This window comes from Frigoribacterium sp. MEB024 (genome assembly GCF_000878135.1).
Lineage (GTDB): Bacteria > Actinomycetota > Actinomycetes > Actinomycetales > Microbacteriaceae > Frigoribacterium.
Genome location: NZ_JXQZ01000028.1, coordinates 35936 through 60905 on the forward strand (window position 1 = coordinate 35936; position 24970 = coordinate 60905).

The 24970-nt window shown below is 70.7% G+C and carries 19 protein-coding genes; 14 read left to right on the forward strand and 5 right to left on the reverse strand.

What is annotated here, in order from left to right; translation table 11 throughout:
* Positions 1-259 precede the first annotated feature (259 nt).
* The gene (locus SZ60_RS06580) at positions 260-1294 is read right to left on the reverse strand and encodes a LacI family DNA-binding transcriptional regulator (protein WP_052505216.1); all 1035 of its coding nucleotides are present in this window, start codon (positions 1292-1294) and stop codon (positions 260-262) included.
* A gap of 116 nt (positions 1295-1410) precedes the next feature.
* Here SZ60_RS06580 and SZ60_RS06585 point away from each other — a divergent pair, with 116 nt between their 5' ends.
* From SZ60_RS06585 to SZ60_RS06600, 4 genes are all read left to right on the forward strand, one after another.
* Complete coding sequence (locus SZ60_RS06585; RefSeq protein WP_043594778.1) at positions 1411-2691, forward strand: ABC transporter substrate-binding protein; 1281 nt, start codon at positions 1411-1413, stop codon at positions 2689-2691.
* 84 nt (positions 2692-2775) lie between these two features.
* On the forward strand, positions 2776-3660 hold the full coding sequence (locus SZ60_RS06590) for a carbohydrate ABC transporter permease (protein WP_043594739.1): 885 nt from the start codon (positions 2776-2778) through the stop codon (positions 3658-3660).
* A gap of 3 nt (positions 3661-3663) precedes the next feature.
* Positions 3664-4569 (forward strand): carbohydrate ABC transporter permease, encoded by a 906-nt coding sequence (locus SZ60_RS06595; RefSeq protein WP_043594740.1) that lies wholly within the window; start codon positions 3664-3666, stop codon positions 4567-4569.
* A 2-nt stretch (positions 4570-4571) separates the two neighbouring features.
* Positions 4572-7163, forward strand: coding sequence for a glycoside hydrolase family 78 protein (locus SZ60_RS06600; RefSeq protein ID WP_043594741.1), 2592 nt, complete (start codon positions 4572-4574; stop codon positions 7161-7163).
* A gap of 29 nt (positions 7164-7192) precedes the next feature.
* On the opposite strand, the gene SZ60_RS06605 is transcribed toward SZ60_RS06600, so the two are convergent.
* Positions 7193-8221 (reverse strand): LacI family DNA-binding transcriptional regulator, encoded by a 1029-nt coding sequence (locus SZ60_RS06605; RefSeq protein ID WP_043594779.1) that lies wholly within the window; start codon positions 8219-8221, stop codon positions 7193-7195.
* Positions 8222-8461: 240 nt separating this feature from the next.
* Between SZ60_RS06605 and SZ60_RS06610 the strand changes: the two genes are divergently transcribed.
* From SZ60_RS06610 to SZ60_RS06655, 10 genes are all read left to right on the forward strand, one after another.
* Positions 8462-10090, forward strand: a complete 1629-nt coding sequence (locus SZ60_RS06610) for a sugar ABC transporter ATP-binding protein (RefSeq protein ID WP_082059926.1) — start codon at positions 8462-8464, stop codon at positions 10088-10090.
* Complete coding sequence (locus tag SZ60_RS06615; RefSeq protein ID WP_043594742.1) at positions 10087-11112, forward strand: ABC transporter permease; 1026 nt, start codon at positions 10087-10089, stop codon at positions 11110-11112. The genes SZ60_RS06610 and SZ60_RS06615 overlap by 4 nt, the downstream gene beginning before the upstream one ends.
* A complete protein-coding gene (locus SZ60_RS06620; protein ID WP_082059927.1) occupies positions 11105-12235 on the forward strand; it encodes an ABC transporter permease in 1131 nt (376 codons plus the stop codon). Before SZ60_RS06615 ends, SZ60_RS06620 begins: the two co-directional genes overlap by 8 nt.
* A 55-nt stretch (positions 12236-12290) precedes the next feature.
* Positions 12291-13355, forward strand: a complete 1065-nt coding sequence (rhaS, locus tag SZ60_RS06625; protein WP_043594744.1) for a rhamnose ABC transporter substrate-binding protein — start codon at positions 12291-12293, stop codon at positions 13353-13355.
* Positions 13356-13468: 113 nt separating this feature from the next.
* The gene (locus SZ60_RS06630; RefSeq protein ID WP_082059928.1) at positions 13469-14974 is read left to right on the forward strand and encodes an L-fucose/L-arabinose isomerase family protein; all 1506 of its coding nucleotides are present in this window, start codon (positions 13469-13471) and stop codon (positions 14972-14974) included.
* Positions 14971-15381: an L-rhamnose mutarotase gene (locus tag SZ60_RS06635; protein ID WP_043594745.1), complete on the forward strand. Its 411-nt coding sequence runs from the start codon at positions 14971-14973 to the stop codon at positions 15379-15381. Before SZ60_RS06630 ends, SZ60_RS06635 begins: the two co-directional genes overlap by 4 nt.
* Entirely contained in the window at positions 15378-16541 is a 1164-nt protein-coding gene (rhaI, locus tag SZ60_RS06640; RefSeq protein ID WP_043594746.1) for an L-rhamnose isomerase, read from the forward strand. Before SZ60_RS06635 ends, rhaI begins: the two co-directional genes overlap by 4 nt.
* A 47-nt stretch (positions 16542-16588) precedes the next feature.
* Positions 16589-18634: a bifunctional rhamnulose-1-phosphate aldolase/short-chain dehydrogenase gene (locus tag SZ60_RS06645; protein WP_043594748.1), complete on the forward strand. Its 2046-nt coding sequence runs from the start codon at positions 16589-16591 to the stop codon at positions 18632-18634.
* Between the two features lie 26 nt (positions 18635-18660).
* Positions 18661-20199 (forward strand): rhamnulokinase family protein, encoded by a 1539-nt coding sequence (locus SZ60_RS06650; protein ID WP_043594749.1) that lies wholly within the window; start codon positions 18661-18663, stop codon positions 20197-20199.
* A gap of 37 nt (positions 20200-20236) precedes the next feature.
* Positions 20237-21475, forward strand: a complete 1239-nt coding sequence (locus SZ60_RS06655; RefSeq protein ID WP_043594750.1) for an alpha-hydroxy acid oxidase — start codon at positions 20237-20239, stop codon at positions 21473-21475.
* Positions 21476-21556: 81 nt separating this feature from the next.
* Here SZ60_RS06655 and SZ60_RS06660 read toward each other — a convergent pair whose 3' ends face one another.
* From SZ60_RS06660 to SZ60_RS06670, 3 genes are all read right to left on the reverse strand, one after another.
* A complete protein-coding gene (locus SZ60_RS06660) occupies positions 21557-22597 on the reverse strand; it encodes a TerC family protein (protein ID WP_043594751.1) in 1041 nt (346 codons plus the stop codon).
* A gap of 162 nt (positions 22598-22759) precedes the next feature.
* Entirely contained in the window at positions 22760-23863 is a 1104-nt protein-coding gene (gene ctlX, locus SZ60_RS06665; RefSeq protein WP_197073520.1) for a citrulline utilization hydrolase CtlX, read from the reverse strand.
* 53 nt (positions 23864-23916) lie between these two features.
* Positions 23917-24948, reverse strand: coding sequence for an ornithine cyclodeaminase (locus tag SZ60_RS06670; protein WP_043594752.1), 1032 nt, complete (start codon positions 24946-24948; stop codon positions 23917-23919).
* Positions 24949-24970 lie beyond the last annotated feature (22 nt).

Sequence of the window (24970 nt, forward strand, 5' to 3'; positions counted from 1 at the left end):
CGCACGCCTGCCGAGGAGTCACGACAGGCCGCTCACGTCCACACCTGAGCGGCGCGTCGTGACGTCTCGCCGGGCCCGACGACTCCCGTCGCCCGTGATCAGCGGGTGACGGGGCCGGGGCTCCGCGTCGTGGGGACGCGGGGCCCCCTCGCACCACACCGCGTCTCGTGCACCGCACCCCGACGAGTCGCGGTGCAGTGCACGAGACGCGGTGCCGTGCATGACGAGGGTCTCGAGGGCATCTCCGCCGCAGTCGTGCTCAGCCGTGGTGGGAGCTCTCGCGGGGTATCAGTCGGGGCGGCAGGATGCGTGACACGTGCTGGTGGGTCTGCGGGTTCTCGAGCTCGTCGCGAAGCAGGCGCATCGCCTGGACGCCCATCTCGACCCCTGGCTGTCCGACGGTCGTCAAGGGCATCGCCGTGCTCTGCGCGAAGTGGTTGTCGTCGTAGCCCGTGATCGAGACGTCGGCGGGTACTCGCACGCCACCGAGCAGAAGTGACTGCACGATCCCGGACGCCAGGGCGTCGGACGCGGCGACGATGCCGTCAGGCCTGGGTGGGGCACCCTGCGCGAGCAGGTCGTCACCGACGGCGAGGCCTGCGCGGACGGTGAGCGCCGTCGTCGGCAGGAGTCGAAGGGGGACCCGGGCCTCACGGGCGGCCGCGGAGGCGCCCTCGAACCGGTGTCTGACTGCCGTCAAGTCGAGCGGCCCCCCGACGAAGACGAGGTCTCGACGTCCTTGCTCGATGAGGTGTCGCGCCGCGAGTCGACCGCCGAGCACTTCGTCCACGACCACGCCACAACTCTCGTCGGCCTCGCCGGGCCAGTTGACGTAGACGACGCGCAGGCCCCGGCGACGCAGCCTGCGCGCCTCGTCCAACGGGCCGTCGAAGGGCGCGAGCACGATGCCTGCCGCCTGGGCGCGTTCGAAGAGGTGGAGGTAGCCCGTCTGTTTGTCGATGTCGACGTCGGAGTTGCCCAGCAGGACGGCCTGGCCGCTGAGATCCGCCTCGCGTTCGACACCGCGGGCGATGTCGAGGAAGTACGAGTTGCCCAGGTCGACGGCGACGAAGCCGACCAGGGTGCCCCGTCCGGCCGCGAGGGTGCGAGCCGAGCTGTTCGGGACGAACCCGAGCGAGTCGATGGCGTCCTCGACGCGCCGCCGGGTGATCGGCTTGACCCTCGACGGGGAGTTGATCACGTTCGACACGGTGCCGAGAGACACACCCGCCAGCCGCGCGACGTCCGCCATGACCGGGGGGCGTCGCGACGACGGAGGGGACGAGGTGCTCATGGTGTCGTCGAGCTTAGCTCTCGGCTCGACGGAACTCGCGGTTGACAAGCGCGAACCTCTCGGTTGATTATGAAGCGCTTCAACTATTTGAAGCGCTCACCATTCAAGGAGGAATGATGTCCCGCACCTCACGCCGTGCTGCCGCCTTCGCCGTCGCCAGCCTCACCATCGCTGGTCTCGCCGCATGTTCCGGTGGAGGATCGGGTCAGGCCGCCACCGAGTTCACCGTCCTCGGCAATGTCGAGAACGAGGTCGTCCCTGCAACGCTTCAGACTCTCGCCGAAGGCGCCTGCGCGGCGGAGAACGAGGCCATGCCGCTCAAGGTCGAGACCGTTCCGCAGACCAACCTGAACCAGCAGGTCCAGCTCCTCGCCGGACAGGGCGGACTGCCCGTCATGTACGCCGTCGACACGAACGAGCTCGTCCAGCAGCTCGACGACGCCGGCTTCGTCGCCCACTTCGACGAGCTCTTCGACGAGCTGGGCGTGGCCGACTCGATCGAGCCCGCCGCGCGGTCGACCGTCGAGTCGCTCTACGACGGTGAGTTCCTGGTACTGCCGACCGAGTACAACATCGAGGGCATCTGGTACAACAAGGACCTGTTCACAGAGAACGGTGTGGGCGTCCCCGAGAGCTGGGACGACGTCGTCGCCGCGGCCGGCACCTTCCAGGACGCCGGTCTGACCCCCTTCGCCGCGAGTGGCGAGCAGGGCTGGCCGCTGACCCGCCTGGTCGGCAACCTCATCGAGCGCGAGCTCGGACCCGACGCCCTGCAGGCCGTCGCCGACGGCGACGCCGACCTCACCGACCCCGAATACGTCGCCGCTGCCCAACAGGTCGCCGACCTCGGTGCCTCCGGTTACTTCGGCGAGGGCGTCGGCTCGATCGACTACGACACGTCGATCAACCAGTTCCTCAACGGCAGCTCGCCCATGCTCTACATGGGTAGCTGGGTCCTGAGCAACTTCGCCGACGACACGGCGAACCAGATCGGCGAGGACTCCATCGGCTACCTCCCGTTCCCCGACGTCGACGGCGGCGACGGGGACAGCAGCCAGCTCGTGGCCAACGTCGGTCTGCCGTTCACCGTCAACCCGAGCGTGCTGAACGACGACAGCAAGGCGTGGATCGCCTGCATCGCCGAGAACTACGGTCAGGTGGCACTCGAGGACAGCAGCCGGATCTCGGGTTTCACCGTCTCGGGCGACGCTGCGAGCAACGCGCTGACGACCGAGGTCCGTGACCGGATCGCGGCGACCGACACCACCATCCCGTGGTTCGAGGCGTACTTCAGCACGCAGGCGACGACCACCTCCCAGCAGAACGCGGCGCAGCTCGTCACCGGCGCCATCACGGCCGAGGAGTTCATGACGCTCGTCCAGGGCGACCTGGGCTGACGTCCCGACGGGACGGGGGCGCGTCGGCCGCGTCCCCGTCCCGTCGCGCCCGACCCGATCCGCCCCTCGTCCCGAAGGCCACTCATGAATCCCCTGCTCGGCGACCGGCGCGCGACCCTGATCCTCATCGGTCCCGCCCTGCTCATCTATTCCGTCGTCATGCTCGTCCCGATCGTCGCCTCGTTCGGTTACACCTTCACCACCGGCAACGCCATCACGGGGTTCACGTTCTCCGGGTTCGACAACTACGTCCGGCTCGTCTCCGACGCGCGCGTCCGAGACGCCCTGCTCGTGACGATCCGGTACGCCGTGCTGATGACCGTGTTGCAGGTCGGCTTCGGCTACCTGCTGTCGCTGCTCTACGTCTTCGTGCTGCGGAGATGGTCGAGCGCCGTCCGCACGCTGGTCTTCTTCCCCGTCGTCCTGCCAACCGTCGCCGTCGCGCTGCTCTTCCAGCAGATGTTCGCGATCGCCCCTCAGAACGGTCTCGTCAACACCGCCCTCGAAGCGGTCGGGCTGTCATCGGTCGACTGGTTCGGGGACGGAGGGACGGCCTTCCTCGTCATCATCGTCATGGACGTCTGGCGGTCGATGGGGTTCTACGGCGTCCTCCTCTACGCCGGTCTGCTCGACATCCCGGAAGAGGTCTTCGAGTCGGCCCGCATCGACGGCGCGTCCGGCTTCGGCCTGGTCCGTCGGATCGTCCTGCCCCTCTCGCTGCCCGTGCTCGTCTCGTCGTTGATCTTCTCCGCCAACGGCACCTTGAAGGTCTTCGACAGCATCCTCGCCCTCACCAACGGCGGCCCGGGCACGTCGACCAGCCCCCTGACGATCTACATGTTCGACACGTCGTTCCGTTTCGGCCAGTACGGCTACGGCAGCACCGTCGCGTTCCTGCTCACGATCGTGTCGCTGCTGGTGACCGTCTTCATCTTCCGCGCCAATCGACGCGACCTCACGAAGGACTGACCGATGACCTCAGTCGACACCTCCCTCCCTCCCGCGGCCACGCCCCTCCGTCGTCCCGCACCGCGTCGGCGTCGGGCCCCGCGACGACGCCTCGGGCAGGTCGTCAGCGGCGTGCTCGTGGCGTTCCTCCTCGTCATCGTCCTGGGGCCGCTCGTCTGGATGCTGCTCGGCTCGTTCAAGACGCAGACCGAGTTCCTCGAACAGCCCGTCTGGGCCCTGCCCCGGCAATGGAATCTCGACAACTACGTTTTCGCCTGGACTCAGGGCAACTTCGCGCAGTACGCGCTCAACTCCGTCCTGACGGTCTTCCCGTCGTTGCTGCTCGTGCTGCTCTTCGGCTCGATGGCCGGCTTCGCCCTCGAGGTCCTCGTGTGGAAGGGACGCGGGGCGATCCTCATCACGTTCCTCGCCGGCATCATGGTGCCGACCCAGATGATCCTGTTGCCGCTGTTCGCGGCGTACTTTCGTCTCGGCCTCACCGGCACACTGTGGCCGCTGCTCATCACGTACACCGCGACGAGCCTGCCTCTGGCGGTCTTCCTCATGGCGACGTTCTTCCGCGCCGTCCCCCGCGAGATCTTCGAGGCAGCGACCCTCGACGGCGCCGGACTCATCCGGTCGTTCTTCCTCGTCGGGCTGCCCATGGTGCGGAATGCGCTCTTCACCGTCGGGCTGGTGCAGTTCTTCATGCTCTGGAACGACCTTCTGATCGCGCTGACCTTCACCAATTCGGGTTCGCTCCGCACGCTGCAGGTCGGCCTGCTGAACTTCACGGGCCAGTTCGGATCGGTGCAGTACGGACCGCTCTTCGCAGCCATCTGCCTCAACGTCGGGGCGATCCTCGTGATCTACCTGTTCCTCAACAAGCAAGTGCAGACGGGTCTGACCGCAGGGGCGGTCAAGGGATGACGATGAGCACGACGGTCATCGACCTCCGCGTCGAGCACACTCGTGAGGCCCTGGGTCTCGGCACTCCGCGTCCCCGTCTGAGCTGGCAGCTCGACGGGCCGACCGGCTGGCGACAGGAGTCCGTCGAGATCGCCCTCGAGTCCGGTGCGCGACGAGTGGCCACGGCCGTCATCTCGACGCGCGATCAGGTGCTCGTGCCCTGGCCCTTCGCCGACCTCGCATCGAGGCAGCGTGTCCAGGTGCGCGTCCGGGTCTCGGGCGCCGATGGCTCGGTGTCGCCGTGGAGCGCCTCGACGGCCCTCGAGGCCGGCCTCCTGGCACCGTCCGACTGGCAGGCCCGGCCGGTGGGCGGCTCGTGGGACGAGGAGGCGGGTACCGACCGGCGGCCCGCCCGGGTCCGGCGCTCGTTCGAGCTCGACGGCGATGTCGTCTCGGCCCGGCTCTACGCCACGGCCCACGGTGTGTTCGAGGCCGAACTGAACGGCACACGGGTCGGCTCGGACGAACTCTCGCCGGGATGGACCTCCTACGGCAGCCGCCTGCGGTACCGCACCCACGACGTCACCGACCTCCTGGTCGCCGGCGAGAACGTCCTCGGGGCGTGGCTCGGCGACGGCTGGTACCGGGGACGACTCGGCTTCAACGGCGGGTACCACGACCTCTACGGGACCGATCTCGCGTTCCTGGCCCAGCTCGAGGTCGAACTCGCCGACGGAAGGCGCGTGGTCGTCGCGACGGACGACCGGTGGGAGGCGCAAGCGAGTCCGATCTCGTTCAGTGGGCTCTACGACGGTGAGCGCCACGACCTCCGCCTCGACGATGACGCATGGTCCTCCGTCGGGGGCGACGGCCGGGGATGGACCCCTGTGACCGTGGGGGAGCGCGACCCCCGGACTCTCGTCGCGCCCGAGCAGCCCCCGGTGCGCTGCACCGACGAGCTGACCCCCGTGGCGCACCGGATCACCCCCCGGGGCACCGTCGTGCTCGACTTCGGGCAGAACCTCGTCGGTCGACTCCGCATCACGGTCGACGGCGAGGCGGGTCGGGTCGTGACCCTGCGTCACGCCGAGGTGCTGCAGGACGGGGAGCTCTACCGACGCACCCTGCGGCTGGCCGCCGCCGAGGACGTCGTCACGCTGCGCGGTGACGGGCCGGTCACCTGGGAGCCCCGCTTCACCGTCCACGGCTTCCGATACGCCGAGATCGAGGGCTGGCCGGGTGAGTTCGATCCGACCGCGGTGGTCGCCCGCGTGCTGCACACCGACATGGAGCGCACGGGCTGGTTCTCGTGTTCCGACCCCGGTCTCGAACGTCTCCACGAGAACGTGCTCTGGAGCACCCGGGGCAACTTCGTCGACATCCCGACGGACTGTCCCCAGCGGGACGAACGACTCGGCTGGACGGGTGACATCCAGGTCTTCGCGCCCACCGCCTCCTTCCTGTACGACTGCTCGGGCATGCTCGGCTCCTGGCTGCAGGACCTCGCCGTCGACCAGCTTCCCGACGGCACGGTGCCCTGGTTCGTGCCGCGCATCCCCGGCGGCCCCTCGTGGGAGCCGATCGAGCCGGGGGCCGTCTGGGGTGACGCCGCGGTGCTGACGCCCTGGACCCTCTACGAGCGCTTCGGCGACGCGGGGGTACTGGCTCGCCAGTGGGACTCCGCCAAGGCCTGGGTCGACCTGATCGTCTCGAGGGCCGGTGAGGACCGGATCTGGGACGAGGGCTTCCAACTCGGCGACTGGCTCGACCCCGCTGCGCCTCCGGACGACCCGGCCGACGCGCTGACCGACCGCCACCTGGTCGCGACGGCCTATCTCTACTGGTCGACCCGGCACCTCGCGATGACCGCACGGGTCCTCGGGAGGACCGCCGACGCGACCCACTACGACACCGTCGCCGACGAGGTGCGGGTCGCGTTCGTCGGTCGCTACACCGACGGCCGGGGTCGCACGACGAGCGATGCGCAGACCGCCCTCGGCCTCGCCCTCGAGTTCGGGCTCGTCCGAGGAGACGATGCCCGGACGGCCGGCGACCGTCTCGCCGAGCTCGTCACCGCCGCCGGCAACCGCATCGCCACGGGTTTCGCGGGGACACCCGTCGTGGCTCCGGCCTTGACCGGGGCGGGGCACGTGGACCGGGCCTACGACCTGGTGCTCGAGCGCTCGTGCCCCTCGTGGCTGTACACGGTGGACATGGGTGGCACGACGATCTGGGAGCGCTGGGACAGCATGCTGCCCGACGGAACGGTCAATCCCGGAGAGATGACGAGCTTCAACCATTACGCGCTCGGTGCCGTGGCCGACTGGATGCACGCGACCGTCGCAGGCCTCGCGCCCGCGGCGCCCGGGTGGCGACGCGTGAGGTTCGCTCCACGCCCGGGCGGGGGGCTCACGCACGCGTCCGGCCGACACCTCTCGCCGTACGGCGAGGTCTCGGCGGCCTGGCGACTGGCGGGCGAGGCGTTCCACCTGACGGTGACGCTGCCCGTGGGGACCACCGGGGAGGTCTCGTTGCCGGACGGGACCGTTCTCGAGGTCGGGCACGGGCGTCACGAGCTGACCTGCCCGGTCGCCGAGGAGGTCGGCACGGCCTGACCCGTCGAGGTCGAGGTCGGGCCCCGCCGTCAGGACGTCGGCGGGGACCCGGGCACGGTGCTCGCCCGGACCACCAGCTCGGGCGCGAAGACGACGCGGCGTGGTTCGCGGGTCGGGTCGTCGATCTCGTCCTGGAGGATGTCCATGGCGGTCCGACCGATGAGGGTGCTGGGTTGGCGGATGGAGCTCAGGGGCACGACGGCGGCCCGGGCGAAGTCGATGTCGTCGTAACCGATCAGTGCCACGTCGCCGGGCACCCGGAGGTCGCCGAGCATCACGAGTGACTGCAGGACGCCCATCGCCACGAGGTCGTTCGCGGCGAAGATGCCGTCCGGGCGTTCCGTCCTGGGCCTCGCCATCAGCTCGGCGGCTGCGGCCCGCCCGTGTTCGACGGTGAGGCCGGGCACCTCGACGACCTCGAGGGTGACCTCGGCATCCGCCGACCGCGCGGCCGCCCGGGCGCCGTCGAGGCGGTCCGCGACCTGTTGCAGGCCGAGGGGCCCACCCACGAACGCGAGACGCCGTCTTCCGATCTCGACGAGGTGCTCGACGGCGAGGTGTCCCCCTCGCACGTCGTCCACCGAGACGGAGGAGAACGGGGTCAGCCCTGCCTGCCGGTCGACGAGGACGGCGGGCGTGCCGCGCCGACGCAACCTCGCGAGGCGTTCGGTCACGTCGCCCACGGGAGAGATGAGGATGCCGAGCACGCGGTTCTGCTCGAACAGGTCGAGGTAATGCGCCTCGCGCTGTCCTTGCTGGTCGCTGTTGCCGAGCAGTACGACCCGACCGGCCTGTTCGGCAGCGGTCTCGGCGCCCCGTGCCAGGTCGCTGAAGAACGGGTTGCTGCCGTCGAGGATGATCAGCCCGACGGCGCGGCTGGCGCCGGCTCTCAGCTGGCGGGCGGCGTCGTTGCGGACGAAACCGAGCTGGTCGATGGCCGCGTGCACCCGGTCGACGGTGGCCGGGCTCACCTTGGCCGGGTGGTTCAGCACGTTCGACACGGTCCCGACCGAGACCCCCGCCGTCGTCGCGACGTCGCGGATGCTGACCGACTCCACCCGCGCCTCCTGATCGTGGCCGTTCGCGCCGGCCGACGGCCGGGGGGTCGACACCGGGCCGACCGGGCCGAGTCTAGGCGGCGGCGCCGTCGGGGCGGGCGGTGCCGCCGCGTCGGGGCAGCGCCGTCGGGGTGCGACGCGCCCGTGACGGAACTGGTGCTTGACGCCGTCCGGCCCTGCCCTTAGTGTCGTCCCCGACCCACTTTGAAACGATTCATTTCTCGATGAGGAGAACGATCGATGACGATCGACCCGACGCCCCCCGGCTTCTCGCCGACGGCTCCCGTCCTCGAACTGCGCGGGGCACGGAAGACCTTCGGTGCCGTGGTCGCCCTGGCCAGCGGTAGCGTGCAGCTCCGGGCCGGCGAGATCAACGCGCTGGTCGGCGAGAACGGCGCGGGCAAGTCGACGATGGTCAAGATCCTCGCCGGCGTGCACCAGCCCGACAGTGGTGACTTCCTCTTCGACGGGCACCCGATCGTGTTCCGCAGCCCGGCCGAGAGCAAGGCTGCGGGCGTCAGCGTCATCTACCAGGAGCCCACGCTCTTCCCCGACCTGACCGTGGCCGAGAACATCTTCGTCGGGCGCCAGCCCACCTCGCGCTTCGGGTTCATCGACCGGGCCGCCATGCGTGCCGACGCCCGCGCCCTGTTCGAGCGTCTCGGCGTGCCGATCGACCCCGACCGCGTCGCCGAGGGCCTCTCGATCGCCGACCAGCAGATCATCGAGATCGCCAAGGCCATCTCGCTCGACGCCAAGGTGCTGATCATGGACGAGCCGACGGCCGCTCTGAGCGGGGTCGAGGTCGAGCGGTTGTTCGGCGTCGCCCGGGCACTGCGCGACCGCGGCAGCGCGATCCTGTTCATCTCCCACCGCTTCGACGAGGTCTTCGGCCTGAGCGACCGCATCACGGTCATGCGCGACGGCGCCTTCATCTCGGAGCACGCCACCGGCGATGTCACGACCGCCGAGATCGTCCGCGCGATGGTCGGGCGCGACGTCGACCAGCTCTTCCCCAAGCAGGATGCGCGGGTCGGCGACACCGTCGTCAGCGTCGACGGTCTGACGCGGCAGGGCGTCTTCCACGACGTCTCGTTCGAGGTGCGGGCAGGCGAGATCGTCGGCCTGGCCGGGCTCGTCGGCGCGGGCCGGACCGAGGTCGCCCGGGCCGTGTTCGGCATCGACCGCTACGACGCGGGCAGCGTGACGATCGCAGGGCGTCCGCTGCCGAAGCGCGACCCGATGGCGTCGATCACGGCCGGGATCGGTTTCGTGCCCGAGGACCGCCGCAAGCAGGGGCTCGTGATGGACATGTCGGTCAGCCGCAACACGACCCTCACCCTGCGCAAGACCCTCAGCCGGTTCGGCCTCGTCAGTGCCCGCCGCGAGCGCGAGGCGGCGGCCGACTGGTCGTCACGCCTCCAGGTGAAGACCGGCAGCCGAGAGTTGCCCGTGTCGACCCTGTCGGGCGGCAACCAGCAGAAGGTCGTGCTGGCCAAATGGCTGGCGACCGATCCCACCTTCCTGATCGTCGACGAGCCGACCCGCGGCATCGACGTCGGCACGAAGAGCGAGGTGCACCGGCTCATCAGCGACCTCGCCGGGCGTGGCATCGCCGTGTTGATGATCTCGTCCGAGCTGCCCGAGGTGCTCGGCATGGCCGATCGCGTGCTCGTCATGCACGAGGGCCGCCTCACCGCGACGCTCGACCGGGCGGAGGCCACCGCCGAGCGCGTGATGCACGCGGCCACCGGTTCGGGTGCGACCGACCTGACCGAGCACGCCCCGACCGGCACCGCCGACCCGACCGGCACCGCCATCCCGACCGGCACCGCCACCCCGACCCCGACCACGGAGGCTGCCCGATGACCACGTCCCACGCCCTCGCCCCCACGACGGGCCGCAGCCCGTTCGCGTCGTTGGTCAAGCAGCGCGAGGTGCCCGTCGCCTCGGCCCTGATCGTGCTGGTGATCGTCACGACGATCGCCAACCCGCTGTTCGTGTCGCCGCAGGGCGTGAAAGACCTCATGCTCAACGCGACGATCACGGTGATCATGGCCGTCGGTCTCGGCACCGTCATCATCACGAACAACATCGACCTCTCGGTCGGCTCGATCCTCGGTCTCGTGGCCTTCGCCACGGGCACGGTGTTCAACGCCGCGCCGGGCATCCCCCTCGTGTTCGTGTTCCTCATCGGGCTCGCGATCGGTGCCCTGCTCGGGGCCGTCAACGGGTTCCTGGTGACGGTGGCGCGGGTGCCCTCGCTGGTGATCACCCTCGGCATGCTCTACATCTACCGCGGCCTCAACAACGCCTGGGCCGGCGGGCAGCAGTACTTCGCCGGCGACCGCCCCGCGGCCTTCGGTCGTCTGTCGGTCGACACGGTGCTGGGCATCCCGATCATCACGATCATCGCCGTGGTCGTCGTCGTGCTCGTCGCGATCTTCCTGGCTCGCACCCGCCCCGGCCGCGACCTCTACGCGATCGGCTCCGACGACCAGGCTGCCCGCCTGTTCGGCATCAAGGTGAGCAAGCGCGTGCTGACGGCCTTCGTGCTGAACGGCACGCTGACCGGACTGGCGGGCGTGCTCTACGCCTCGCGCTTCAACTCGGTGGGGGCGACGACCGGTACGGGCCTCGAACTCGACATCGTCGCGGCGGCCGTCGTCGGCGGCATCGCGATCTTCGGCGGCTCGGGCAGCGTCGTCGGTGCGGCGATCGGCGCCGTGCTGCTGACGACCATCACGAGCAGCCTCACCGCCCTGGGCGTCGACAAGTTCTGGCAGCAGGCCATCGTCGGCATCCTCATCCTGACCGCCATCCTCGTCGAACGGATCGCCTCGATCCGCACCGCCCGACGACTGCGCACGAGCGAGGCCACCAATGCCTGACCGGACCACCACCACGACCGCCTCGGTGACGGGGGCTCCCGCCGTCGACGCCACCCGCGCCTCCTCGTCGCGTCCGCCCTCGGGTGCGCGAGACACCGAGTCGGCGGCCGAGAAGGTGCTGCGCCGGCGTCGGCTGCTGACCGGTCGCGGCGCGATCATGGTCTACGCGCTGCTCGCGACGCTGCTGGTCTGCGCCCTGACGGTGCCGCGGTTCGCCAGCGTGCAGACCACGGGGTTCCTGCTGCTCGACGCGATCCCGATCCTGATGATCGCGATGCCGATGGCCCTCGTGATCATCACCGGCGAGATCGACCTCTCGGTGGCCAGCACGGCGGGCTTGACCAGTGCCGTGATGGGCGTGCTCTGGGCCGCGGGCTGGGGCATCCCCGAGATCTTCGTCGTCTGCGTGCTGATCGGCGTGGTGTGCGGTGCCGTCAACGGTGCCCTCGTCACCACGGTGGGGCTGCCGAGCCTGGCGGTGACGATCGGCACCCTGGCGCTCTACCGCGGTCTCGCCCTCGTGGTGATCGGCGACAACGCGGTCGCGAACTTCCCGCCCGCCCTCACGTCGTTCTTCACGTCGAAGCTCGGCGGCACGGGCATCCCCACGGTCATGGTCGGCGTGCTCGCGATCATCGTGTTCTTCGGGGTGCTGCTGCACAAGAGCTCGTTCGGCCGGGCCCTGCCCGCGATCGGTTTCAGCACCGAGGCCGCGAGCTTCGTCGGAGTCCACGTCGGTCGGGCCAAGTTCTGGATGTTCGTCGCCACCGGCGTCGTCTCGGCCCTGGTCGGCATCTACTGGACGCTGCGCTACTCGAGCGCCCGCAGCGACAACGCCACCGGCATCGAGCTGGCCGTCATCGCCGCGGTGCTGCTCGGCGGCGTCTCGATCTTCGGCGGGCGCGGGTCGATCCCGGGCGTCGTCGCCGGCGTGCTGATCATCTCGAGCATCAGCTACGCGCTGCGGCTCGGCGGCATCAGCGACGTCGTCCTCAACGTGGTGACCGGTCTGCTGCTCGTCGGCAGCGTCGTCACCCCGAGCCTGATCGCCGTCGCCCGGGAGAGATCCCGGGCGCGACGAGCAGCCAGGGACGTGCTGGCGGCCTCGGCCGCGCACTCCTGACCGTTCCCTCCCGCCCACCGCCACCCGATTCCCACCCACAGCAAAGGACAGAACGATGGAGTTCCCCACCTTCCCCCGCGGCCGCACCCTGAGGCGCGCCGCCGCCACCGTCGCCGCCCTCGCCACCGTCACGCTCGTCGCCTCGGGCTGCGCCCTGACGGCCGGCAGCGACGACGCGAGCTCGGGCTCCGGCTCGGGCGGCACCGAGTCGATCGCGTTCGTGCCGAAGCAGCTCAACAACCCGTACACCGACGTCGTGCTCGGCGGCGGCGAGGAGGCCTCGAAGGCGATCGGCTACGACTACAGCGTCGTCGGTCCGCTCGAGGCCAGTGCTTCGTCGCAGGTGACCTTCCTCAACACGCTGACGCAGCAGGGCACGAACGTGATCGTCATCGCGGCGAACGACCCCGACGCGGTCGGGCCGGCCCTGAAGGAGGCGCGTGACGGTGGGGCGAAGATCGTCGCGTTCGACTCCGACACCAACCCCGACTACCGCGACGTGTTCGTCAGCCAGGTCGAGGCCAAGGACGTCGCCCTCATCCAGATCCGTCAGATGAGCGAACAGATCGGCGGACAGGGCGACATCGCGATCCTCTCCGCGACGGCGAACGCCACGAACCAGAACGAGTGGATCAAGTACATCCAGGAAGAGGTCGACACCAACCCCGACTACGCGGGCATCACCATCGTGAGCACCGTGTACGGCGACGACGACGACGCCAAGTCCTTCCAGGAGGCGCAGGGCCTGCTGCAGGCCAACCCCGACCTGAAGGGCATCATCTCGCCCACCACGGTCGGCATCGCCGCCACGGCCCGCTACCTGTCGACGTCCGAGTACAAGGGCAAGGTCGCCCTGACCGGCCTCGGCCTGCCCAACGAGATGCGCGAGTTCGTCAAGGACGGCACCGTCACGGCGTTCGCCCTGTGGGACCCTGCCCAGCTCGGCGAGGTCGCGGCCTACGCCGGACAGGCACTCGTCGACGGCACCATCACCGGCGAAGAGGGTGACACGTTCACCGCGGGCGACCTCGGCGAGCGCACCGTCGGCGCCGACGGCATCGTGATCGTCGGACCGCCGACCGAGTTCACCGCCGACAACATCGACGACTACGACTTCTAGTCGTCATCGGTGACCGGGGCGGCGGGGTCACCACCCGACCCGCCGCCTCCGGGCACCCTCCCTCGACACCGGACCCGCGCCTCCTCGGCGCCGTCGCATCGGAGCGATCACCCATGAGCACCACCGCCTCGCCGGTCGGCGACCTGCTGCCCCCCTTCCGCCGCCGTCGCACGCGCGTGGGTCTGGTGGCCGGCGGGCTCGGCACCTACTGGCCGCAGTTCCCCGGGCTGCTGCCCCAGTTGCAGGAATCCACCCGCTACGTCGTCGACCGCTTCGGCGGCCTCGACGCCGAGGTGGTCGACACCGGATTCATCTCGGACGCCCAGGAGGCGCGGGTCGCGGCCGACACGCTGCGCACGGCCGACTGCGACCTGATCGTCGTCTTCCTCACCACCTACCTGACCTCGTCCATGGTGTTGCCGATCGCGCAGCGGACCGGTGTGCCCGTGCTCGCGATCGACCTGCAGCCGAGCGAGAAGATGGACCACGACCGCTTCGACACGGGCCTCTGGCTGGCCTACTGCGGTCAGTGCCCGGTGCCCGAGGTCGCCAACGTGTTCCGCCGGGCCGGCATCGAGTTCCGCTCGGTGACCGGACACCTGCGCAGCGAACGAGCCTGGGCCCGGATCGAGCGCTGGGTGCACGCCGCCGGCGTCCGCGCCCGGCTGCGGGAGGCGCGACACGGCCTGATGGGCCACCTGTACCCGGGCATGCTCGACGTCTCGACCGACCTGACCCTGCTCTCCACGCATTTCGGCTCGCACGTCGAGGTCCTCGAGTTCGACGACCTGCGGGTACGGGTCGACGCGGTCACCGACGCCGAGGTGCGCGAGCGGGTCGGCCTGGCGCGCGAGGTGTTCGAGGTCGACGCGTCGGTCGACCAGGAGGACTTCGACTGGGGCGCCCGCGTCTCGGTCGGGCTCGACCGGCTGGTGGCCGACTTCGACCTCGACTCGCTCGCCTACTACCACCGGGGGCTCGAGGGCGAGCAGCACGAGCGGCTCGGGGCCGGGATGATCCTCGGGGCCTCCCTGCTCAACGCCCGCGGGCTGCCCGCGGTGGGGGAGTACGAACTCCGCACGTCGGTCGCCATGCTCGCGGCGCAGGCCCTCGGGGTCGGCGGCTCGTTCACCGAGATCCAGGCGATCAACTTCGACGACGACGTGGTCGAGATGGGGCACGACGGTCCGGCGCACCTCGCGATCTCGTCGTCGCGGCCGATCCTCCGCGGTCTCGGCGTCTTCCACGGCAAGCGCGGCTACGGGGTCAGCGTCGAGTTCGACGTGCAACCGGGGCCCGTCACGACGTTCGGCCTCGGGCAGGACCGCGACGGGGCGCTGTCCTTCGTCACGAGCGAGGGCGAGGTCGTCCCCGGACCCTTGCTCGCGATCGGCAACACGACCTCGCGCGTCGACTTCGGCGGCGACCCCGGTGAGTGGGTCGACCAGTGGTCGCGCACCGGCATCGGGCACCACTGGGGGCTCTGCGTCGGGCACGTCGCCCGCGAGGTCGCCGCGGCCGCCTCTCTGCTCGGCATCGATCACCGGCACGTCTCGGCTCCGTTCGACGACGCCGACGGGTTCGCCCGCAGCCTCGGACCGACGGAGAAGCCGGCATGACCGCCGACGGCCACGAGCGCTACGCCTTCCGCCTGCAGGTGTCTCCGGACCGCCTGACCGAGTACGCGCGACGTCACGCCGAGGTCTGGCCCGAGATGCTGCAGGCGTTGCACGACAGTGGGTGGCACTCGTACTCGCTCTTCGCCTCACCCGACGGGCTGCTGGTCGGCTACGTCGAGGCGCTCTCGCTCGACTCCGCCCAGGCCGCCATGGCCCGCACCGACGTCAACGCCCGCTGGCAGGCCTCGATGGCCGAGTTCTTCTCCTCGCTCGACGGCACCCCGCCCGACGAGGGCTTCGAGCTGCTGACGCAGGTCTTCAACCTCGAGGCCCAACTCGGCCTCGCCGGCGGTGGCCGCTACCGCACCCCGCACACGCACACCACCACGACGGAAGAAGCATCATGACCACCTTCGAGTCCATCGCCCCGACGCTCGAGCGCCAGGCCATCGAGCTGCCCAGCTGGGCCTTCGGCAACTCGGGCACGCGGTTCAAGGTGTTCGGCACGCCGGGCACCCCGCGCACGCCCGAGGAGAAGATCGCCGACGCCGCCCGCGTGCACGAGTACACCGGCCTGGCACCGAGCGTGGCGCTGCACATCCCGTGGGACGAGGTCGACGACTTCGGCGCCCTGCGCTCGTACGCGGCCGGGCTCGGCGTCTCGCTCGGCACGGTGAACTCCAACACGTTCCAGGACGACGCCTACAAGTTCGGCAGCCTGGCGCACAGCGACGCGGCCGTCCGCCGCAAGGCGGTCGACCACCACCTGCGCTGCCTCGAGATCATGCACGAGACGGGCTCGCGCGACCTCAAGATCTGGCTCGCCGACGGCACGAACTACCCCGGGCAGGACAGCCTGCGCCAGCGGCAGGACCACCTGGCCGAGTCGCTCGCCGAGATCTACGCCGGCCTCGGCGACGAGCAGCGGCTCGTGCTCGAGTACAAGTTCTTCGAGCCGGCGTTCTACCACACCGACGTGCCCGACTGGGGCACGAGCTACGCCCAGGTGAGCGCCCTCGGCGACCGGGCGCTGACCTGCCTCGACACCGGCCACCACGCCCCGGGCACCAACATCGAGTTCATCGTCATGCAGCTGCTGCGCCTCGGCAAGCTCGGCTCGTTCGACTTCAACTCTCGCTTCTACGCCGACGACGACCTGATCGTCGGGGCGGCCGACCCGTTCCAGCTGTTCCGCATCCTGTTCGAGGTCGTCGACGGCGGCGGACTCGACGTCGGCTCGCCGGTGCAGTTCATGCTCGACCAGTGCCACAACGTCGAGGACAAGATCCCCGGCCAGATCCGCAGCGTCCTGAACGTGCAAGAGATGACGGCGCGCGCCCTGCTCGTCGACCGTCCGGCGCTCGACTCCGCCCGCGCCTCCCACGACGTGCTCGGCGCGAACGCCGTGCTGATGGACGCGTTCTACACCGACGTCCGCCCGGCCCTCGCCGACTGGCGCGAGTCGCGCGGCCTGCCCCGCGACCCGATGGCCGCCTACCTCGCGAGCGGCACGCCCGAACGCCTCGCCGCCGAGCGCGTCGGCGGCAAGCAGCTCAGCTGGACCTGAGCCGCCGCACCCCGCACCGACCACCGACGTCCCAGAGAGAACGAGTGATGACCACCACGAGCACCACCACCCCCGCCGACCTGATCGCACGCAGCAACCGCCTCGGCGCCGACCCGGTCAACACCAACTACGCGGGCGGCAACACCTCGGCCAAGGGCACCGCGACCGACCCGGCGACGGGCGAGCCGGTCGAGCTGCTCTGGGTCAAGGGCAGCGGCGGCGACCTCGGCACGTTGACCGAGCCGGGTCTCGCGGTGCTGCGCCTCGACCGGCTGCGCGGCCTCGCGACCGTGTACCGCGGGGTCGAGCACGAGGACGAGATGGTGGCCGCCTTCGACTACGCCCTGCACGGCAAGGGCGGCGCGGCACCCTCGATCGACACGGCCATGCACGGGCTGGTCGACGCGGCCCACGTCGACCACCTGCACCCCGACGCCGGCATCGCGATCGCGACCGCCGCCGACGGCGAGCGCCTGACCGCCGAGATCTTCGGCGGTGCCGTCGTCTGGGTGCCGTGGCGTCGGCCGGGCTGGCAGCTCGGCGCCGACATCGCCGCCGTCAAGGCAGCCCACCCGGAGGCGCGGGGCACCATCCTGGGCGGTCACGGCATCACCGCGTGGGGCGACACGAGCGACGAAGCCGAGCGCAACTCGCTGTGGATCATCGAGACCGCGCAGGCCCATCTCGACCGGCACTCGCGGCCCGAACCGTTCGGCCCCGAGCTCGACGGCTACACCGCGTTGCCGCAGGCCGAACGCCGGGCGAAGGCGGCGGCACTGGCCCCCGTGCTGCGCGGGCTCGTCTCGACCGACAAGCCCCAGGTCGGCTCGTTCACCGACAGTGCCGAGGTGCTCGACTTCCTGTCCAGCGCCGAGCACCCTCGCCTGGCCGCCCTCGGCACCAGCTGCCCCGACCACTTCCTGCGCACGAAGGTTACGCCGCTGCTGCTCGACCTGCCCGCCGATGCCGGCATCGACGAGTCGATCGTCCGACTGCGCGAACTGCACGAGCGGTACCGCCTCGACTACCAGGCCTACTACGACCGCCACGCGACAGCCGACAGCCCGGCCATCCGCGGGGCCGATCCGCTCATCGTGCTGGTGCCCGGCGTCGGCATGTTCTCGTACGGCAAGGACGCCCAGACCGCCCGCGTGGCCGGCGAGTTCTACGTCAACGCGATCAACGTGATGCGCGGCGCCGAGGGCGTCTCGAGCTATGCGCCGATCGACGAGGCCGAGAAGTTCCGCATCGAGTACTGGGCCCTCGAAGAGGCGAAGCTGCAGCGGATGCCCGCGCCGAAGCCCCTCGCGACGCGTGTCGCGCTGGTCACGGGCGCGGCGTCGGGCATCGGCAAGGCCATCGCCACCCGCCTCGCCGCCGAAGGGGCGTGCGTCGTCGTCGCCGACCTCGACCTCGCTGCGGCGCAGGCCGCCGCCGCCGAGATCGGCGGCCCCGACGTGGCCCGCGGCGTCGCGGCCGACGTCAGCGACGAGGCCGCGGTCAAAGCGTCGATCGACGAGGTGCTGCTCGCGTTCGGCGGGCTCGACCTGGTGGTCAACAACGCCGGGCTCAGCCTGTCGAAGTCGCTGTTCGAGACGACCGAGGCCGACTGGGACCTGCAGCACGACGTCATGGCGAAGGGCTCGTTCCTCGTCGCGAAGAACGCCGCGCGGGTGCTCGTCGACCAGGGCCTCGGCGGCGACATCGTCTACATCTCGTCGAAGAACTCGGTCTTCGCCGGGCCGAACAACATCGCCTACAGCGCCACGAAGGCCGACCAGGCCCACCAGGTCAGGTTGCTCGCAGCCGAGCTCGGCGAGCACGGCATCCGCGTGAACGGCATCAACCCCGACGGGGTCGTGCGCGGCTCGGGCATCTTCGCCAGCGGGTGGGGCGCCAACCGTGCGGCGACCTACGGCGTCGACGAGAAGGATCTGGGTGCGTTCTACGCCCAGCGCACCATCCTCAAGCGCGAGGTCGTGCCCGAGAACGTCGCCGCCGCCGTCTACGCGATCTGCACGAGCGACTTCTCGCACACGACCGGGCTGCACGTGCCGGTCGACGCGGGGGTCGCCGCGGCCTTCCTGCGATGAACCCGTCTGCGATGAACTCGTCTGCGATGAGGCCCGCCAGGCCGGTCGCGGGTGGCGTCGTCGCCGCGGTCGACCTCGGCGCGACGAGCGGGCGCGTCGTGCTCGGCCACGTCGACCGCGACAGCGTGCGGCTGCAGCACGTCGCCCGTTTCGCGAACGAGCCGGTCACGCTGCCCGAGGGACGGCCCGTCGGTCAGGGCACGAGTGCCGGAGGCGCGGGCCGGGTCGGTCTGCACTGGGACGTCACGGGGCTCTGGCGGTCGGTCACCGCGGGGCTCGCGCAGGCACTCCGCGACGAACCCGGTACGGCCTCGGTCGGCGTCGACTCGTGGGCGGTCGACTACGGCCTGCTCCGCGACGGACGCCTGCTCGGCGCCCCCTACCACTACCGGGACGAGCGGTCGGCGGCCGGCGTGGAGGCCGTGCACGCCGTCGTGGCGCCCGCCGCGCTCTTCGCCCGCACGGGTCTGCAGCACCTGCCGTTCAACACGGTCTTCCAGCTCGCGGCCGACCGCGCCGCCGGGGTGCTCGAGCCCGCCGATCGGGCCCTGCTCGTGCCCGACCTCGTTTCGTGGTGGCTCACCGGCACCGCCGTCACCGAGCGCACGAACGCGTCGACGACGGGGCTGCTCTCGCCCGTGACGGGGGAGTGGGACGTCGAGCTGCTCGGTCGTCTCGGCCTCGCGACCGACCTGTTCGCACCCCTCGTCGACCCGGGTGCCTCACTCGGGGCGCTGTTGCCCTCGGTCGCCGCGGCGATCGGGGCGCCGGCCTCCCTCGGGGTCACGGCCGTCGGCTCGCACGACACCGCCTCGGCCGTGGTCGCCGTGCCGCTCGCGGGCGACGACGCCGCCTACGTCTCGAGCGGCACGTGGTCGCTCGTCGGTCTCGAGCTGCCGTCGCCCCTCCTCGGCGACGAGGTGCGGGCTGCCGGCTTCACGAACGAGGGCGGCGTCGACGGCCGCGTGCGCTTCCTCAAGAACGTCTCGGGCCTCTGGCTGCTCAGCGAGTCGATGCGTGCCTGGAGCCGCTCGGGGACCTCGGCCGCCGAGCGTAGCAGCGACCTCGCCGCCCTCCTCGCCGAGGCGGCCGCCGTCACCCGGCCCGTCCCGGTCTTCGACGCCACCGACACCCGCTTCACGCCGCCCGGCGACATGCCCGCACGCATCGAGACGTGGTGCGTCGAGCACGACGTCGCGCCCCCGCGGGGCCGGGCCGAGACGGTGCGGAGCATCCTCGAGTCTCTCGCGGCGGCCTACGCGGCGACCCTCCGGGACGCCGAGCGGCTCTCGGGCCGCACGGTCCGCACCGTGCACGTCGTCGGGGGCGGGTCGCAGAACGAGCTGCTCTGCCAGCTGACCGCCGACCGCACCGGCCGCACCGTGCTCGCCGGTCCCGTCGAGGCGACCGCCCTCGGCAACGTACTCGTCCAGGCGCGGGCCGCCGGTCTCGTCGACCGCTCGTCCTCCCTCGAGTCGCTCCGCGCGCTCGTGGCCGCTTCGTCCGCCCCCGTGACGTACCGCCCGCGGTCGGGAGCGTCCTCGGCCGCCGCCCGCGCCTCCTGATCTCCTCCCTCCCCACCGACCCGGAAGGACCGTCCCCATGGTCGACCGCCGCCTGCCGAAGTTCCACGACCTCGCGCCGCTCATGCAGTTCAAGAAGCCCACCTTCGACCTCAAGGCGAAGCGCCTCCGCGAGGCGCTGACGATCGAGGACCTCCGGCGCATCGCGAAGCGGCGGACGCCCACGGCGGCGTTCGACTACACCGACGGCAGCGCCGAGGCCGAGATCTCGCTGCGACGCGCACGACAGGCGTTCCGCGACGTGCAGTTCAACCCGGCGATCCTGCACGACGTCGCGACGGTGGACACCGGGTGGGACGTGCTCGGGAGGCGGGTCGAGCAGCCGTTCGGGATCGCACCGACCGGCTTCACCCGCATGATGCAGACCGAGGGCGAGAAGGCGGGTGCCGCCGCGGCCGCCGCCGCGGGCATCCCGTTCAGCCTGTCGACGATGGGCACGGCGAGCGTCGAGGACGTCGCGGCCGCCGCACCCGGGGGCCGGAACTGGTTCCAGCTGTACATGTGGAAGGACCGCGACCGATCGATGGCGCTGGTCGACCGGGCGGCGAAGGCCGGGTTCGACACGCTGCTGGTGACGGTGGACGTCCCGGTCGCGGGGGCGCGCCTCCGGGATTCGCGCAACGGCATGACGATCCCGCCCTCGCTGACGCCGAAGACGATCATCGACGCGTTGCCCCGGCCGTGGTGGTGGGTGGACTTCCTCACGACCGAGCCGCTCGCGTTCGCGTCGCTCGACCGCTGGTCGGGCACGGTCGCCGAGCTGCTGAACACCATGTTCGACCCGACGGTCACCTACGACGACCTGGCCTGGATCAAATCACAGTGGCCGGGCAAGCTCGTCGTCAAGGGCGTGCAGACCGTCGACGACGCCCGCCGCGTGACCGATCTCGGCGTCGACGCGCTCATCCTGTCGAACCACGGCGGGCGTCAACTCGACCGGGCGCCGATCCCGTTCCACCTGCTGCCCGACGTCGTGAAGGAGGTCGGCGCCGACACCGAGGTCCATCTCGACACGGGCATCATGTCGGGTGCCGACATCGTCGCCGCGGTCGCGCTCGGGGCCCGGTTCACCCTGATCGGCCGGGCCTACCTGTACGGGCTGATGGCCGGCGGACGCGAGGGCGTCGACCGGGCGATCGAGATCCTGTCGGTCGAGATCGCCCGCACGATGCGTCTGCTCGGGGTCAACTCCCTCGACGAACTCGAGCCCCGGCACGTCACCCAGCTCGAGCGCCTGGTGCCGCGCGCTCGCGGGTGACACCCCACACCGCGTCTCGTGCAGCGCACCCCGACCAGTCGCGGTGCGGTGCACGAGACGCGGTGCTGTTCGAGCCGCCGCCTAGTGGCGGGTCGGGTCGTCCGAGTCCTTGGCGACCGTGACCTTCTCGCCGTCGATCTCGTCGCGCTTGGCCTTCTGGGCGTCGCCGCGGGTCTTGGCGAGGCTGGCGATCGTGGCGACCGTGATGGTGGCGCCGATGAACAGCAGCGAGAACCAGATCGGGATCTCGGGCACCCAGAGCAGCGGTTCGCCGCCGTTGATGAACGGCACCTCGTTGACGTGCAGGGCGTGGAAGACGAGCTTCACGCCGATGAACGCGAGGATGATCGCGAGACCCTGCGACAGGTAGACGAGACGCTCGAGCAGTCCACCGATCAGGAAGTACAGCTGGCGCAGCCCCATCAGGGCGAAGGCGTTGGCGGTGAAGACGATGTAGGCCTCGTTGGTGAGCCCGTAGATCGCGGGGATCGAGTCGAGGGCGAACACCAGGTCGACGAAGCCGATCGCGATGACGCAGAGCAGCAGCGGCGTGACGAAGCGCTTGCCGCCCTTCTTGACCGTGAACTTGTCCTCGTGGAACTCGTCGTCGACGGGCAGCACGCGGCGGGCGATCTTGACGAAGGCGTTGTCGGCCGCGTTGCCGCCGTGGTCGCCCTTGATCTGCTGGTAGGCCAGCACGAAGAGCAGGGCGCCGAAGAGGTAGAAGACCCACGAGAAGTTCTCGATCAGGGCGGCGCCGGCGGCGATGAAGCCCGCACGCATGATCAGCGCGATGACGATGCCGATCATCAGCACCTTCTGCTGGTACATGCGCGGCACGGCGAACCCGGTCATGATCAGCAGGAAGACGAACAGGTTGTCGATCGACAACGCCTTCTCGGTGAGGTAGCCGGCGAAGTACTCGCCGCCGAAGCCCCAGCCGCTGACGAAGCCGATGCCGACGCCGAACAGCAGCGCGAGACCGATGTAGAACGCCGACCAGCGGGCGGACTCGCCGATCGTCGGCTCGTGCGGCTTGCGCACGTGGGTGAAGAACTCGAACACGAAGAACGCGATGGTGACGGCGATCGTGATGAGCCAGGTGGTCAGTGAGACGTCCACGGGGATGCTCCGGGTGGGTCGGGCTGATGAGGCGGGTCGGGCTGAGCGGCACGAGCGGCCGGACAGCGGAGAAGGCTCCTGAGAAGACGGTACGTGGGGGTCCGCTGGGGGCGTGCCCTCAAGCGACCGTGACAGTGCTGAGAAGCTGCAGTGCGTGCAAGGCTAGGGCCCTCGTCGGCGAGGCGTCCGCAGGGTCGGTTGCGTTGCAGGATGTGGACGCGACAGCGGCGGCAGGTGCACCCCGGCCAGCATGCAGCGCACCGACCCGCCGGCCAGCTCGATGGTGGGCACGTCCAGGGGCAGGGGCCGGGCGTGCCTCGAGATCGTCCGGCGCTGCGCCGTCGTGAGGGACGCCCAGCCGCGTGCCGAGATCGCCAGCACGGGTCCGTCGGCCCCCGCCAGTTCGAGCGCGTTGCCGGCGAACTCGCCGAGCTGGGCGCGGGTGAGGGCGACCACCTCGCGTCCGGAGGCCGCCAGGCGCTCGACCACGCGCCTCCGTTCGCTCGTCGACTCGATCGATTCGAGGCCGACCAGGGCGAACCGCGACGCCACGCTCATCATGACGTTCGTGTGGTAGATCGGCACGCCGGTCGCGTCGGTGGCGGTGAAGGTCACGGGCTCGTGTCCGAGGTCGGAGCAGACCAGGGCGACGGCCGCCCGGTCGGCCCGGTGCGAGAGCGCGACGTAGGCGACGCGCCCGACGTGGTCGAGGACGAGCGCCCCGGTGCCCTCGACGACGATCCCGCGCCGTTCGAGCGGCGAACGGTCGAGCACCTCGGTCACGAGGTACCGCTCGCGCAGCAGGTCCACCACGTCCGTCCGTCGCTCGCCCCGGCGGTTCGGCGAGTGCATGGGGTAGAGCACCACCCGGCCGTCGTCGTGGGTCGAGAACCAGTTGTTCGGGAACACCCCGTCGGGCCGGTCGGTCCGCTCGTCGTCGACGAGGTGCACCGTGACGCCCGCCGCGCGCAGTGCCTCGGCCGCCCGGGTCACCTCGTCGAACGCACGTGCCGCGAGCTGGGCCCGGGTCGCGTCCACCTCGGCCGGGTCGGTCTGGAACGCGTTGTCGGCCGCGGTCTGCGGGTTCGGCGTGAAGTGGTGCGGCCGCACCATCACGACCGCGGCGGGCGACTGGACGGCCGTCCGCGCCTCCTCGTCGGCGCTTCGGGTGCGCGAGGAGGCGCGGAGTGCGGGGGACGCCGCCGACGTCACCGCGGCGGTGGCCGGGGACGAGGAGGCGCGGGGCGGGGGAGCGACGGTCGTCACGACGGTCTCGGCGCTGTTCGTGCGGCGGGTGCCGGTCCGGGTCGGCCGACGACTCAGACGCCGACGGGCCGACGGGCGGCGACGAGGCCGAAGAGGTCCTTCGGGTCGTCGGGATCGGCGACGAGGTCGATCTCGACGGCGTAGTCCGTGCCCACGACGTCCTCGCGCAGGTACTTGAGGGCGCAGACGTCCTCGATGGCGAAGCCGACCGAGTCGAAGATCGTGATCTGCTCGTCGCTCGTCCGCCCGGGGCGCTGCCCGGCGACGACCTGCCACAGTTCGGTGACGGCGAAGTCGGCCGGCTGGTGCTGGATCTCGCCCTCGACGCGGGTCTGCTCGGGGTACTCGACGAAGACGTCGGCCCGGCGGAGCGTCGCGGGGTCGAGCTCGGTCTTGCCCGGGCAGTCGCCGCCGATCGCGTTGACGTGGACGCCGGGGCGGACGGCCTCGTCGGGCAGCACGATCGCGTTCTGCTTGTCGGCCGTGCAGGTCGTGATGACGTCGGCGCCGTCGGCCGCCTCGCCGGGGCTCGCGCACACCGTGATGTCGAAGCCGAGCGGCTCGAGGTTGCGGACGAACTTCGCGGTGGCGCGGGGGTCGACGTCGAAGACGCGGACCGTCTCGAGTCCGAGGGAGGCGCGCATCGCCAGGGCCTGGAACTCGGCTTGTGAACCGGCGCCGATCAGGGCGAGCACGCGCGAGTCGGCCCGGGCGAGGCGCTTGGCGGCCATGGCGCTCGTGGCGGCGGTGCGGAGCGCCGTCAGGATCGTCATCTCGGCGAGGAAGGTCGGGTAGCCCGTGTCGACGTCGGCGAGCACGCCGAAGGCGGTGACGGTCTGGTAACCGCGTCCCGGGTTCGACGGGTGGCCGTTGACGTACTTGAAGCCGTAGGTCTCGCTGTCGCTGGCCGGCATCAGCTCGATGACGCCGATGGGGCTGTGGGAGGCGACGCGGGGCGACTTGTCGAAGGCGGGCCACCGGGCGAAGTCGCGCTCGAGGGCGGTCACCATGCCGCTGGTGATCGGGCCGACCCCGCGGTCGGTGACCCATCGGATCATGTTCTGCACGTCCACGAAGCGCACCACGGCGACCTCCTCCTGCTCGGCC